General features: G+C 75.1%; 13 protein-coding genes and 2 tRNA genes. 8 read left to right on the top strand and 7 right to left on the bottom strand.

Annotated features, from left to right (window positions below; genetic code table 11):
• Position 1: 1 nt before the first annotated feature.
• Positions 2-1,021, top strand: coding sequence for a D-alanine--D-alanine ligase family protein (locus CNX65_RS21325; protein ID WP_096495344.1), 1,020 nt, complete (start codon positions 2-4; stop codon positions 1,019-1,021).
• Positions 1,022-1,220: 199 nt separating this feature from the next.
• Here the strand turns inward: CNX65_RS21325 and CNX65_RS21320 are convergent, their stop codons facing one another.
• On the bottom strand, positions 1,221-1,817 hold the full coding sequence (locus CNX65_RS21320; RefSeq protein WP_096495343.1) for a sugar O-acetyltransferase: 597 nt from the start codon (positions 1,815-1,817) through the stop codon (positions 1,221-1,223).
• A gap of 116 nt (positions 1,818-1,933) precedes the next feature.
• Here CNX65_RS21320 and CNX65_RS21315 point away from each other — a divergent pair, with 116 nt between their 5' ends.
• The 4 genes from CNX65_RS21315 (at position 1,934) to CNX65_RS21300 (ending at position 4,078) form a co-directional block, all read left to right on the top strand.
• Positions 1,934-2,344, top strand: coding sequence for a YybH family protein (locus tag CNX65_RS21315; protein ID WP_096495342.1), 411 nt, complete (start codon positions 1,934-1,936; stop codon positions 2,342-2,344).
• Positions 2,345-2,377: 33 nt separating this feature from the next.
• A tRNA-Gly gene (locus CNX65_RS21310) sits at positions 2,378-2,451 on the top strand.
• 167 nt (positions 2,452-2,618) lie between these two features.
• A tRNA-Ala gene (locus CNX65_RS21305) sits at positions 2,619-2,692 on the top strand.
• A 21-nt stretch (positions 2,693-2,713) separates the two neighbouring features.
• Positions 2,714-4,078 (top strand): SDR family oxidoreductase, encoded by a 1,365-nt coding sequence (locus CNX65_RS21300; RefSeq protein WP_096497912.1) that lies wholly within the window; start codon positions 2,714-2,716, stop codon positions 4,076-4,078.
• Positions 4,079-4,093: 15 nt separating this feature from the next.
• On the opposite strand, the gene CNX65_RS21295 is transcribed toward CNX65_RS21300, so the two are convergent.
• The 3 genes from CNX65_RS21295 to CNX65_RS21285 are packed head-to-tail and all read right to left on the bottom strand — an operon-like array spanning position 4,094 to position 8,154.
• Entirely contained in the window at positions 4,094-5,923 is a 1,830-nt protein-coding gene (locus CNX65_RS21295) for an AAA family ATPase (RefSeq protein ID WP_096495341.1), read from the bottom strand.
• Positions 5,920-7,329 (bottom strand): vWA domain-containing protein, encoded by a 1,410-nt coding sequence (locus CNX65_RS21290; protein ID WP_198320523.1) that lies wholly within the window; start codon positions 7,327-7,329, stop codon positions 5,920-5,922. The genes CNX65_RS21295 and CNX65_RS21290 overlap by 4 nt, the downstream gene beginning before the upstream one ends.
• A 6-nt stretch (positions 7,330-7,335) precedes the next feature.
• On the bottom strand, positions 7,336-8,154 hold the full coding sequence (locus tag CNX65_RS21285) for a hypothetical protein (RefSeq protein WP_157767768.1): 819 nt from the start codon (positions 8,152-8,154) through the stop codon (positions 7,336-7,338).
• A 209-nt stretch (positions 8,155-8,363) separates the two neighbouring features.
• Here CNX65_RS21285 and CNX65_RS21280 point away from each other — a divergent pair, with 209 nt between their 5' ends.
• Together CNX65_RS21280 and CNX65_RS21275 are read left to right on the top strand one after the other, a co-directional pair.
• Positions 8,364-9,194 (top strand): SDR family oxidoreductase, encoded by an 831-nt coding sequence (locus CNX65_RS21280; RefSeq protein WP_096495339.1) that lies wholly within the window; start codon positions 8,364-8,366, stop codon positions 9,192-9,194.
• 5 nt (positions 9,195-9,199) lie between these two features.
• Complete coding sequence (locus CNX65_RS21275; protein ID WP_096495338.1) at positions 9,200-10,087, top strand: LysR family transcriptional regulator; 888 nt, start codon at positions 9,200-9,202, stop codon at positions 10,085-10,087.
• An 86-nt stretch (positions 10,088-10,173) separates the two neighbouring features.
• Here CNX65_RS21275 and CNX65_RS37240 read toward each other — a convergent pair whose 3' ends face one another.
• The gene (locus CNX65_RS37240; RefSeq protein ID WP_232519938.1) at positions 10,174-10,371 is read right to left on the bottom strand and encodes a hypothetical protein; all 198 of its coding nucleotides are present in this window, start codon (positions 10,369-10,371) and stop codon (positions 10,174-10,176) included.
• 112 nt (positions 10,372-10,483) lie between these two features.
• Positions 10,484-11,347 (bottom strand): helix-turn-helix transcriptional regulator, encoded by an 864-nt coding sequence (locus tag CNX65_RS21265; protein WP_096497910.1) that lies wholly within the window; start codon positions 11,345-11,347, stop codon positions 10,484-10,486.
• 130 nt (positions 11,348-11,477) lie between these two features.
• Here CNX65_RS21265 and CNX65_RS21260 point away from each other — a divergent pair, with 130 nt between their 5' ends.
• Positions 11,478-12,467: an aldo/keto reductase gene (locus CNX65_RS21260; RefSeq protein ID WP_096495336.1), complete on the top strand. Its 990-nt coding sequence runs from the start codon at positions 11,478-11,480 to the stop codon at positions 12,465-12,467.
• 90 nt (positions 12,468-12,557) lie between these two features.
• Here CNX65_RS21260 and CNX65_RS21255 read toward each other — a convergent pair whose 3' ends face one another.
• On the bottom strand, positions 12,558-13,061 hold the full coding sequence (locus CNX65_RS21255; RefSeq protein WP_096495335.1) for a hypothetical protein: 504 nt from the start codon (positions 13,059-13,061) through the stop codon (positions 12,558-12,560).
• Positions 13,062-13,237 lie beyond the last annotated feature (176 nt).

The following is a 13,237-nucleotide window of genomic DNA, read 5'->3' as shown; positions in this document are numbered from 1 at the left end:
TGTGCTTCGCGTTCTGCACCTGACCGGTTCGCCGGTGAGCCCGTTCTTCGCCGAACTGTCCACTGTGTACGGTCGGGGTTGCCTCGGCGCGGCGGCGGACCCGGCGCGCTACGAGTTCCTGGTGGCGCACGTGACCCCGGACGGCCGCTGGCGCTTCCCGGCGGACCTGACGCCGCGGGCGCTGGCGGCTGCCCGGCCGGTGGGGCTGCCCGAGGCGCTGGGCGTGGTCGAGTCGCTGTCGGTGGACGTGGCCGTGCCGCAGCTGTTCTGCCTGCCCGGCATGACCACGTTCCGCGCGCTGCTGGACGCCCTGGGCGTGCCGTACCCCGGCAACCCGCCGGACGTGATGGCGCTGGGCGCGGACAAGGCGATGACCCGCGCGGTCGTCGCGGCGGCGGGCGTCCCCGTCCCGGAGGGCCGGGTGGTCACCGGGGCCGACCCCTGCCCGCTCCCGCCGCCGTTCGTGGTCAAGCCGGTGGACGCCGACAACTCCGACGGTCTGGCCCTGGTGCGCGACCGCGCCGACTACCGCGCGGCCCTGGACGCGGCGTTCGCCTGCTCGCCGCGCCGCAGGGCCCTGGTGGAGCGCTACGTGCCACCGGGCCGCGAGGTCCGCTGCGGCGTGCTCGTCAGGTCCGGCGTCCCGACGCCGCTCCCCCTGGAGGAGTACCCGCTCCCGTCCGGCGTCCGCCCCCGCGCCGACAAGCTGGCCGACGACGGCGACGGCTCCCTGTCCCTGGTCGCCAAGGCGGACGGCCGCTCGTGGATCGTCGACCACGACGACCCGGTCACGGCGGCCGTGCAGGAGCAGGCGCTGCGCTGCCACGAGGCGCTCGGCTGCCGCGACTACAGCCTGTTCGACTTCCGGGTCGACCCGGAGGGGCGGCCGTGGTTCCTGGAGGCGGGGCTGTACTGCTCGTTCGCGCCGACGAGCGTGATCACGACGATGGCCGCCGCGGCGGGGATCGGCCTGGCGGAGCTGTTCGCCGAGGCGGTCACCACCGCGGCGCGCAGGGGGTGATGCCCACGGGCCACCGCGGTCCGGTCGACGTGCTCACCTGCGGCGCCGCTTTCCGGGGTGCGGTCGGTGAGCCCGGCGAGGTCGGAGGCCTGTCGCGCGATGCGCGCGGACGGGCGGCTGGTCCCGCGGTTCGACCGCCGGTCCGCTCACCTGCCTAGCCCCGCCCGCCCCCACCCGCCGGTCGACCGGGGAACCCGGCTCACCCCTCCCCGCCGATCTCCCGCACCACGCGGGCCGGGTTCCCCACCGCCACCACGTTCGCGGGCACGTCGCGCGTCACGACCGCCCCCGCGCCGATCACGCTGTTGTCCCCGATCGTCACCCCTGGGCACACCACCACCCCGCCCCCCAACCACACGTTGTCCCCGATCGTGATCGGCTTCGCCGCCTCCAGCTTGTCGCGCCTCGGCTCCGGCTCCACGGGGTGCGTGGGGGTCAGCAGCTGCACCCCCGGCCCGAACTGGCAGTCCTCGCCGATCGTGATGGGCGCGACGTCCAGCGCCGTCAGGTTGTAGTTGACGAACGTCCGCGCCCCGAGCCGGATGTTCTCGCCGTAGTCCACGAACAGCGGCGGCTTCACCACCACGCCCTCGCCGACCTCGCCCAGCACCTCGGCGAGCAGCCGCCGCGCCTCCTCGTCCCGGCTCGCGGTGAACGCCACCCGGTACTCCTCCAGCAGCGCCAGCGCCCGCCGCGCGATGCGCTCGCTCTCCGGGTCGTCGGCGATGTACGGCTCGCCCGCGAGCATCCGCTCCCGGTTGGTCCTGGGGTCGCCCGCGAAGTAGTCCCTCGGCATGTGTACGAACGTACCACTGCCGCTCCGCTCCGCCGGGTGGGTGCGCCGCACCCTGGTCCGCGTGATCACCCGCGCCTAGCGTCGATCCCGTCCACCACCGAAGGGAGTCACCCCCCATGACCACCGTCGAGCAGCTCCACCGGGACTGGGTCTTCGGCTGGGAGCGCGCCCCGCACGACCCGCCGTTCGACTTCGCCGCCGCCCAGGGCCGCCACTACGCCGAGGGCGAGGTCCTGCTCTACGACGACTTCGACCCCGAGCACCGCACCGCCCGCACCGCCCGCGAGTACGGCGCCGTCTGGGAACCGGCCTTCCGGGACCTGCGCCTGGCCCGCCACACCGTCGTCTCCGGCCCGCACGTGCTGGAGTCCGGCGACCTGGCCGCCTCCACCCTGGTGTTCGAGGTGGACCTGGAGACCGCCGACGGGACCCGCTCCCGGTTGCGCACCACCACCTCCCTGGTGTGGCGGCGCGGAGCCGACGGGTGGCGGATCGTGCGGGAGCACAACTCCTCGGTGCGGCTGTGAACCCGCGCTCCCGCCGCTAGGATGCTCAGCTGTCCGGGTCGTAGCGCAGAGGCAGTCGTCCCACCTTGCCAGGGTGGAGCACGCGGGTTCGAATCCCGCCGCCCGGACACCCCGACGTTCCCGGTAAGATCATCGGCAATGCCGGGGCCGTAGCGCAGAGGTAGACGCGCCGTTCCTCGTTCCAGGGGCGGAGGACGCGGGTTCGACTCCCGCCACCCCGGCAGCCGCGGTCCGCACCGGAGGGCCCCCGACCGGCTACGATCCCCGGCAATGCCCCGGTCGTAGCGCAGAGGCAGTCGCACTCGTCTCGCAGGCGAGGGCACGCGGGTTCGAATCCCGCCACCGGGGCAGGCCCGAAGGGGAGGCGTGGTGCACGACGGGTTCGACGAGCCTGCCTTCCACGCCGCCCTCGCCCGGCTGCGCGCGCTCCCCGAGGACGACCCGGCCCGCCTGCGCGCCGAGCGGGCCGCCGAGTCGCTCGTCCGCGACGGCAAGCGCCGCCGCCGCAAGGCCCGCGACGCCCACCAGGCCGCCGCCGACGCGCGCACCCGCGCCGCCACCGCCACCGGCGCCACCGACCGCAGGGACGACGCCCCGCTCGCGCCCGTCCCACCCGCCGAACCGAGCCCGGCGCACCGCTCCCGCCTCTGCTACGCCTGCAAGCGCCCCTACCGCCTCGTGGACGCCTTCTACCACCTGCTCTGCCCCGAGTGCGCGAGCGACAACACCCGCCGCCGCACCGCGTCCACCGACCTCACCGGCCGCCGCGCGCTGCTCACCGGCGGGCGCGTCAAGATCGGCTTCCAGCTCGCGCTGATGCTGCTGCGCGACGGCGCCGAGCTGATCGTCACCACCCGCTTCCCGCGCGACGCCGCCCGCCGCTTCCGCGCCGACCCGAGCAGCGCGGACTGGCTGCACCGGCTCACCGTGGTCGGCGTCGACCTGCGCGACCCGCGCCAGGTGCTCGGCCTGTGCGACGACCTGCGCGCGGACGGCCGACCGCTGGACATCCTGATCAACAACGCCGCCCAGACCGTCCGCCGCCCGCCCGAGGCCTACGCCCCGCTCACCGCCGCCGAGACCGGCCCGCTGCCGCCCGGCACCCTGCTCGCCCCCGGCTACCGCGCCGCGCTCCCGGTCGACCAGAGCCGCGCCGCCCTCGAACTCGTGCTCGCGGACGGGGCCGCCGACCTCCCCACCGGCGCCGTGCCCGCCCGGCTGGACGAGGCGGGCCTGGTCCCGGACACCGCGCCCACCAACTCCTGGTCCGCGCGCCTCGGCGAGCTCGACCCCGCCGAGGTCCTGGAGACCCAGCTGGTCAACGCCTTCGCCCCGGCCCTGCTGTGCGACCGCCTGCTGCCGCTGCTGCTCGCCGCACCGGCCCCGCGCCGCTACGTCGTCAACGTCACCGCCGTGGAGGGCCGCTTCGCGGTCCGCAACAAGACCTCCGGCCACCCGCACACCAACATGGCCAAGGCCGCCCTGAACATGCTCACCCGCACCAGCGGCCCCGACCTCGCCCGCCGCGGCGTGCACATGTGCGCCGTCGACACCGGCTGGGTCACCGACGAGAACCCCGCGCCGAAGAAGGACCACCTGGCGCGGCAGGGTTTCCGCACCCCGCTGGACGTGGTCGACGGCGCCGCCCGCGTCTACGACCCGATCGTCCGGGGCGAGGCGGGCGACCCGGTCTCCGGCGTGTTCCTCAAGGACTACCGCGAAGCCGCCTGGTAGCCCCGCGACAGCGCCTCACCCCTGGCGCGGCAACGAGGTGAACGCGTCCACCCAGAACCGCTGCCGGTCGGGGGCCGCGCCCACCAGGTAGGTGGCCCGCAGCTTCGGCGGCAGCAGCACCACCAGCCGCTTCACCGCCTTCCGGTGCTTGCGCAGCTGCGACACCTCCGCGTTCGCCAGCACCCGGTGCACCACGTCGCTGTCGTCGTCGCCCTCGTCCGAGGCCTTCAGCGCCCGCCGCAACCGCGCCTCCCACACCTCCACCCGCCGCGCCAGGTCCCCGAGCCCGGCCACCGGCCGCCGCCGCTCGAACCGGTCCACCAGCGACTCCAGCGGCACCGGCGCGTACTCCCCGTCACCGAGGTAGATCAGCGCCGACTCCAGCGGCAGCCCGTGCAGGTGCAGCTTCACCAGCCGCTCGGCGGTCCGCTTGGTCACCCACGCCCGCGCGTCGTCGTCCAGGTCGTGCTTCCACCAGTCCAGCACGGTCTCCGCGGGCGCCCCGTACCGCGCGATCAGCCACTCGTTCGCGGGCACGTCGCCGGGCTCCACCACCAGCGAGGCGGTGAACCGGGTCGCCTGCGCGATGTTGTTGCGCGACACGTTCAGCTTGCGCCCCAGGTGGTACGGCGGGTTCTGGATCGCGACCTGCGCGCGCAGCCCCGCGATCGGCCGCCCGGCCAGCGACCACTCCTGCGTGATCTCCATCAGCTTCGCGAACGCCGACCGGTCCTTGGGCCGGTTGTACTCGTCCCACACCACCGCCTTCGGCCCGCTCCCGGCGAACCGCGCGGCCAGCAGCGACTCCAGCGACCCGTCCGGCGTCGGCACCGGCACGCACAGGTCCTCCACGCTGGTCACCGGCATGGAGAAGTACACCGGGTCGCGCCCCAGCTCCTCCCGCACCACCTGCCGCACCAGCGCGGTCTTCCCGCACCCCGGCGGCCCCTGCAGCAGCACCGCCCACCGGTTCCGCAGCGCCGCCCGCAGCACCCGCCGCACCGGGTCGTCCACGGTGGACGGGTTCGGCACGCCCAGCGCGTCCGCGATCCGGTCCAGCACCTCGGTGGTGCGGTCCTCGCTCCGCCCGTCCGGCAGCCGCTCCACCAGCGCCATCCGCTCGCCGTTCACCAGCGGCAGCCCCCACACCAGCGGGAACCCCTCGCGCGCGTTGGCCAGCACGTGCTCCACGGTGCGCGGCGCCAGCGCCTCCCGCAGCGCGGGGCCCAGCGAGGACCACACGTCGAACACCCCGCGCAGGTCCCAGTCCCGGAACCGCTCGGCCAGCCGCACCCGCCACGCCGTGTCGTCCGCGCCGACCCGCACCGTCACCATGCGGTCCAGCACCGCCAGGTCGTCGCGGCGCGCGCCCGTCTCGGCCAGGTCCTCGTTGTCGGTCAGGAACACCCCGACGCAGCCCAGCTCGCGCAGGTCGTGCTCGCCGAGCGTCCAGTCGCACGCCACCTGCATCAGCTGGGACTGGATCGCGGGCCCGGCCTGGAGCGAGTCGTCGACCAGCAGCACGAACGGCCTTCCCGGCTTGAGCTGGCCCATGACGAGCTGGCGCAGCACCAGCTCCCCGGTCGCCGCGTCCCGCACCGGCGCGTTCACCAGCAGGTCGTCCGGGGTGAGGTTCGCGGCGGGCACGACCACCAGGGTCTTGTCCGGGTGCGCCTCGGCCAGGTGCGAGGTGAACGTGGCCGTCTTGCCGATGCCGTGCGAGCCGAAGACCTGCCCGGTCTGACCGGTGGCGATCATGGCGTCGATGAAGTCCGCCAGCCGCGACCCCCGGCCGCGCGGCGGCGGCTCCGGGTAGGTCGCGCTGGGGCGCCAGGTGCTGCTCACGTCCGCTGTCCCGTCTGGAGAACCGGTCTGATCCGGTGGCACGCCATCTGCGGCCGGTGCGCGTCCGGCCAGTCGTCGCCGCCGGGGGTGATGAGCCAGATCCACTTGTCCGGCTCGGCCGGGGTGACGGGGGGCGCGAAGCCGTCGGTGAGCACGATGACCGCGTCCACCGACCCGTCGAACCCCTCACCGTCCACAGCGGACCGGCCTTCGACGTGGTCCACCACCGCCCGGAAGTCCGTGCCGCCACCGCCGCGGATCGCCTGGCCGGGCGTGAACGGCACGACGGCGGTGTCGAACGCCAGCCAGCGCACCCGCGCGCCCTCGATCCGCCCCACCAGCTCCGCCATCCACGCCACCACGCCGTCCACCAGCGAGCCCGACACGTCGAGCGCGACCACCAGCGACACCTCGCGCCTCGGCCCCACCCGCGCCAGGGTCGGGTCGTGCCCGAGCGCGGCCAGCACCGCGCCGCGCTTGCGCGGGTACACCAGCCGCTCGCCGGGGCTGAGCAGCGTGCCCAGCACCCCCACCAGCCAGCGCTGCCACCAGTCGGTCACCTCGTGGTTCGAGGTCCGCCCGCGCAGCAGCCCGGCCGCGCCCAGCCCGGACCACCGCCTGCTCGCGCTCTCCGAGGTGCCGTCGGTGCGGCGCACCAGGTCCGACACCTCCGAGTCGGCGTGCCGGTTGCCCCGGCGGGCGGACAGCAGCGCGTCCAGCAGCGCCGACGAGGCCAGCGCGTCGGCGGACCCCTGGTCCAGCGGCGCCGCGCCCTCGCTCTGGTGCACGCACACGGCGGTGGGCACGGGCGGGGTCGCCATCCGCTTGAGCTCGCGGTAGATCCCGAGGTCGGTGGCGGTGAAAGCCCGGTACGCCAGGGGTTCCAGGCCGCGCCCGGCCAGGTCCTCGCGGTAGCGCTCGTGCACGGCCACAGGGTCGACGCCGACCGGTTCCCCGTCCACCTCGGGCAGACCGGTGCGGCGCAACCGGATCAGCGCCACGTGGTTGATCGCGACCTCGGCGGCGAGCGTGAACAGCGGGTCGCCCGCCAGCTCCGGCTCGACGAACAGGTGCCGGTGCACCAGGTGCCTTGCCTCGTGGAACAGCACGAACTTCACGCCGTCCAGGCCCAGCGCCACGAAGAAGTCGGGGTTGTACAACAACAAGCAGGACCCGTCCCCGGACGCCACGACCGCCGCCGTCGGCACCGCCGTGGTCGGGACCTGGTGGCGGCACTTGGCGAACAGCCACGACGCGACCGGCGAGCCGGACAGGCCGAAGTCCAGCAGTGCCGCCTCCTTGAGCCCGCTCGCCTCCGCCACCACCTCGGGCGCCGCCGGGTTCCACGCCAGCAGCGCCTTCCGGTCGGCCAGGTCGACCACGTGCCGCCGCGCCGAGCGCTCCACCGCGCGTCAGACCCGCGTGATCGCGCCGCAGGTGCGCAGCAGCTCCGGCGCGGTGCCGGTGAACGTGGGCAGCACCTGCGCCAGCACCGACCAGGCCTCCAGGTCCTCGCCCAGCTCCTCGCGCACCAGCGGGCCCAGCGCGGCGGCGGCCTCGGCCGCGCGGTGCGGGAACGCCCACCGGCCGGTGTTCAGCACCTGCAGGACGGAGGAGGTGTTCGGGAACTCCAGCGCGTACTCGGCCGCGTCGCGCACCAACCCCGCTTCGTACAGGCGGTCGTGGTGCTTGCGGTGCGTGGCCAGCGCGAGGCGGACCTCGTGCGGGCAGTCCACCCGGTTCGCCACCGCCCACTTCGCGTAACCGGGCAGCGGCTCCGCGCGGTCGGCGGCCACGACCGCCTCCCAGTCGTCCCAGGCGACCGCGCCCGCGGCCCGCTTGCCCGCGGACAGGGTGGTGACCGAGCGCAGCAGCGCGATCACGCCCTCGGTGGTGTCCGCGCCGTCCGGGAGCGGTGGCGGGGCGTGGTCGCACCGGGCGTAGCAGTCGAGCACCGGCAGCGGGCCCGGCGCCGGGCCGAACGGCACGCCCGTGGCGATCCGGCGGCGCAAAGACCAGTCCGGCAGGGAGTGCGCGATCGCCCGGTTGATCTCGGGGTCGTCGTTCTCCAGCCGCCACAGGATCGCGGACCTGAAGGGGGACCAGTCCGCTTGGTAGCGCTCCCGCGAGTCCTGCGGCAGGTCGATCCGCCGCCGCACGGCCGAGGCGAGGTCGGAGTCCACTGTGGACAGCAGGAAGTGCACACCCGACGTCGTCCCCGCGCGAACCATGGGCGGGAGTATCGCACTCGCGGGGCGCGCGGCGGAGCGGATTCCCGGTGGGGGAGAGGTGGAACACTCGCGGCGGGCGTGCGGCGCGCCGGTTCCGCGAGCAGGAGGTGTGCGGATTTCGCATGGCTCCGGTGCTTGATCATCGCTGGTCGGCATGGGTGCGGATCGCTAGCGTCGGTGGGGCAGCCGATCGGAGAGGAAGTGCGCGCATGTCCACCACGTGGTTCGTCACCGGGTCGTCCAGGGGGATCGGGCGGGAGATCGTCGAGCGGGTCCTGGCGCGCGGGGACCGGGTCGCCGCGACGCTGCGCGCGCCGGAGCGGTTGGACGACCTGGCCGAGCGCCACGGAGACCGGCTGTGGCGGCGTCGGCTGGACGTCACCGACACCGCCGAGGTCGAGCGCGCGCTCGCCGAGGCCGTCGCGCACCTCGGGCGGCTCGACGTGATCGTGTCCAACGCGGGCCACGGGGTGTTCGGCGCGGCCGAGGACCTGAGCGATGAGCAGGTGCGGGACGCCATCGCCACCAACCTGACCGCGTCGATCCAGCTCGCCCGGCGCGCCGTGCCGCTGCTGCGGGCGCAGGGCGGCGGGACGCTGGTGCAGCTGTCCAGCATGGGCGGGCACCTCACGTTCCCCGGCTTCGCGATCTACCACGCCACCAAGTGGGGCGTGGAGGGCTACTTCGAGGCGCTGGCGCGCGAGGTCGAGCCGTTCGGGATCAGGACCGTCCTGGTCGAGCCGGGCATGGTGCGGACCTCGTTCTACGACGCGGCCACCAGGGTCCCGGCCAGCGAGCCCTACCGCGGCGGCGTCGCCGACCAGGAGCCGCTGCCGGTGGACCGGATGCCCGGCAGCCAGTCCGGGGTGGCGCACGCGGTGATCGAGGCCGCGCTGTCCGACGACCCGCCGCTGCGGCTGCTGCTCAACTCCGACGCGCACGAGCTGGTCACCGGGGCGGTCCGGGAGCGGCTGGCGGCGTTCGAGGCGCGCAGGGACGCGGCGTTCGCCGCCGACGCCGAGCAGCCCCGCGCATACTGACCACCATGTCCGGGATGACCCTGCTGGGGCTGCGCGTGGTGGTCGAGGTCGCGCGGCGCGGGTCGTTCACCGCCGCCGCCGAGGCGCTCGGCTACACCCAGTCCGCCGTGTCCCGCCAGGTCGGGGCGATGGAGACGGCCGCGGGCGGCCCGCTGTTCGAGCGCGGCGCGCGCGGCGTCCGGCCCACCCCGGCGGGGGAGGCGCTGCTCGGGCACGCCGGGCAGGTCGTCGCGCACGTCGAGGCGGCCGAGCTGGAGATCGCCGGGCTGCGCGACCGCCTCGCCGGGCGGCTGGTCGTCGGCGCCTACCCCACGGCCGCCGCCGCGCTGGTCCCGAGCGCCGTCGCCCGGCTGCGGACCGCGCACCCCGCGCTCGCCGTGTCGCTGGGCGAGGCGGGCAGCCCCGCGCTGCTGCGCAGGCTCCGCGCCGGGCGGCTGGAGGTCGCGGTGATCGCGGTCGGCGACGGGCTGCCCGACTACGACCTGACCGGGCTGGTGGTCGAGCAGGTGCCGGGGCAGCGGGGGATGGGCGTCGCCGTGGCCGACGACCACCCGTTCGCCCAGCAGTCCGAGGTGGACGTGGCGCAGCTCGCCGACCAGGTGTGGATCGTCGGCGTCGGCAAGGAGGGCGAGCCGCAGTTCGGCGCGTGGCCCACGCTCGCCGACCCGGTGGTCGGGCACGGGGCGCGCAGCTGGCCGACCCGGTTCGGCCTGGTCAAGGCCGGGCTGGGCATCACGGTGCTGCCCGGCCTCGCCGCGGGCACCGCGCCGCGCGGCGTGACCTGGGTGCCGGTCCACGACCCTGGGCTGGTGTGGGGCAGGCGGACCGTGGCCCTGACCCGCCCCGACCGCTCGGACGCGGCGGGCGCGTTCGTGCGCGCGCTGCTGGGGTGAGGCGGGGACCGGCAGAGGCTGGACCGGGGAAGGCAGGCCCCGGTCAGGCCGGGCCCGGTCGAGCCGCGCACGGGCCAACCGCCCGGTCAGCCCGCGCAGGCGCTGGTCAGCGTGGCGACCTGCTGGGCCTTGAGCTCCAGCCACTGCGCGGGCCGGGTGATCACGTCGTCCACGGTGACCTCGCGCAGCGTCGTGGCCAGCGCGGTGTGCGCCTGGTCGACGGCCTGCTCGGGGCTGCCCGCGTCGAACAACGCGCTGGTCCGGGTGAGCGCGTCGGCGCACACCTGGATGGTGGTGGCGGTTCGGGTGGTGGCGCGCGGACCAGGCGAGAGAAAACCCGCTGAGCCGCAGCACAAGGCCACGGCGTGCGGTCGGGGGTTCGCACTGCTCCGCAGGTCAGCCCAGGTGCACCTGCCCGCTGGGGAACTCCTCCACCCCCAGCACGCGCAGCAGCTCCAGGCGCTCCCGGCTCTCCGCGTCGGCCGGGGTGAGCACGAGCAGCAGCTGCCGCTGGTCCGGCGTCACGAGCGTCTCGCAGTCCATCACCAGCCTGCCCACGGCCGGGTGCAGCAGCGTCTTGCGGTCCATCGCGCGCACCGCGACCTCGTGCCCGGCCCAGAGCCGCCGGAAGTCGGCGCTCAGCGCGGACAACCGCCCGACCAGCCGGTTCGCCACCGCCTCGTCCGGCGTCCCGGCCCGCCGCCCCACCGCCGCCCGCAGGTCCGCGACCAGGCTCCGCGAGTGCCGCTCGCGCTCCTCGGGGGCGTGCGCGGCGGGCGCGTCCGGGTCGGTGAACCAGCGGTGCAGCAGGTAGCGCTCGTCGCCGGTGAACCCGCTGTGGTCGCCCATGAGCAGCGCCGCCGCCCGGTTCTGCGCCAGCGTCTCGCCCAGGTCCGACAGCACCACCGCCGGGGTGCCGTCGATCAGGTCGAGCAGCCGCACCAGCCCGGCCCGCGCCTGCCGCGCCGACCCCGAGGCGGGCGGCGGCTGGTGACCTGCGAGGCGGAACAGGTGGTCGCGCTCGTCGCCGGACAGCCGCAGCGCCCGCGCCAGCGCGCCGAGCAGCTGGGTCGACGGCTGGCTGCTGCGGCCCTGCTCCAGGCGCACGACGTAGTCGGTGGACATGCCCGCGAGCATCGCCACCTCCTCGCGGCGCAGGCCGGAGGTGCGGCGGCGCGGGCCCTCGGTGAGACCGACCTCGGCGGGGCGGATCGCCTCGCGGCGGCGGCGCAGGAAGTCGGCGAGCTGGTCCCGGTGCACGCCGCCCATGGTCGTCGCCCGCGCGCCGCCGAGCCAGGGAGCGGCTCTCCCACGATCAGCGCTCCGCTCCCGCCGGACCGCCCCGCCGCGCAGGGTGGGAGAGGTGACCGCAGTGACGAGGAGCGATGAGATGCAGAGCACGAGCAGCACCGGCCGACCCGCCGCGTCCAGGTTGGGCCTGGGCGCCATGGCGATGTCCGGCGCCTACGGCGAGTCCGACCGGGCGGAGAGCCTGGCGACCGTGCGCGCCGCGCTGGACGCGGGCGTGACCCTGATCGACACCGGCGACTTCTACGGGTCCGGGCACAACGAGCTGCTGCTGGCCGAGGCGCTGCGGGGGAGGGCGCGGGAGGAGTACGCGCTGAGCGTGAAGTTCGGGCAGCTGATCGGACCGGGGGTGCGGTTCCTGGGGACCGACGCGCGGCCGTCGTCCGTGAAGAACTACCTGGCGCACTCGCTCACCAGGCTGGGCGTCGACCACGTGGACGTCTACCGGCCCGCGCGGCTGGACCCGGACGTGCCGATCGAGGACACGGTCGGGGCCGTCAAGGAGCTGATCGAGGCCGGGCACGTGCGGAGCCTGGGGCTGTCGGAGGTGGGGGCGGAGACGATCCGCCGGGCGCACGCGGTGCACCCGGTCGCCGACCTGCAGATCGAGTACTCGCTGATCTCCAGGGCGGTGGAGGACGAGGTGCTGCCGGTGCTGCGCGAGCTGGGGATCGGGGTGACCGCGTACGGGGTGCTGGGGCGCGGGCTGATCTCGGGGCACTGGGACGCGTCGCGGGTGGCGGCGGGGGACCACCGGGCGCGCTCGCCCCGGTTCAGCGCCGGGAACGTGGAGCACAACCTCGGGCTGGTGGAGGCGCTGCGCGCGGTGGCGGGGGAGAAGGGGTGCACGGTCGCGCAGCTGGCGATCGCCTGGGTGGCGTCGCGCGGCGACGACGTCGTGCCGCTGGTGGGGGCGCGGACGCGGGAGCGGCTGGCGGAGGCGCTGCCCGCGGCGGAGCTGGAGCTGACCGAGGGGGACCTGGCGGCGATCGAGCGGGCGGTGCCCGCCGGTTCGGCGCGGGGGGACCGGTACCCGTCGGCGATGATGGCGGGGTTGGCGGTGGGGAATTAGCGGCTGGGGAATTCCCGCCATTCTTCGAGCGCTTTTCCGGTGAACCGGCGGAGCGGGCTTCGGTGATTCCCGAAGCCAGCCCCGCGCGGGTCAGGTGCGAACGACGATGCTGTAGATCTGCGGGATCTCGGTGATGGTGTTGTCCGGCCACAGGACCGCGCCGAGGGCGCCGGTCTCGTAGGCCGCGGAGACGTGCGGCGAGGCGGAGGCCACCCGGTTGACGATGATCGAGTTGGCCTTCTCCAGCTGGTCCGACGCGATCAGCGAGCCGTTCCGGTACAGGCCGACCGCGACGTAGATCGCCGGCATGACCGCGCCCCCGGTGCAGCTCACGCTGCCGATGCCCTGCTCACCGCCGCCCGATCCGCCGAACCAGCGGTTCGGGTTGCTCGCGGTGAGCGTGCACGACCAGGCGCCGTTGGTGACGGTGCTCGTGGCCGAGGCGGACAGCTCCGGGGACCGCGCGGACAGCCCCGACGCGGTGATCCGGTCCGGCGCGGAGCTCTCGGCCGATGCGGCGGGCGCGGCCACCGCCGTGGCGGGGAGGAGCAGGGCGGCGATGGCCGCCCTGGTCAGCCAGGTGCTCTTCTTCATGCACATCCCAAACTGTCTTCCAATCGCCCTCCGGAATGCCGGGCGATTGCGGGGAATTCACAAGCTATCGACGCCCCGCTCTCCCGGTAAATGCCTCCTGCGGGTGACGGCCGTTCGGTCGGCAGCCGTTAACAGGGGTCGGATGGGACGGCTGCCCGCCGGTTCGGGGCGACCTG

Origin of the sequence: Actinosynnema pretiosum (assembly GCF_002354875.1) — a bacterium.
GTDB classification, from domain to species: domain Bacteria; phylum Actinomycetota; class Actinomycetes; order Mycobacteriales; family Pseudonocardiaceae; genus Actinosynnema; species Actinosynnema auranticum.
Note: the sequence above shows the minus strand (reverse complement) of the source record. Positions and strands in the feature narration are given on the sequence as shown.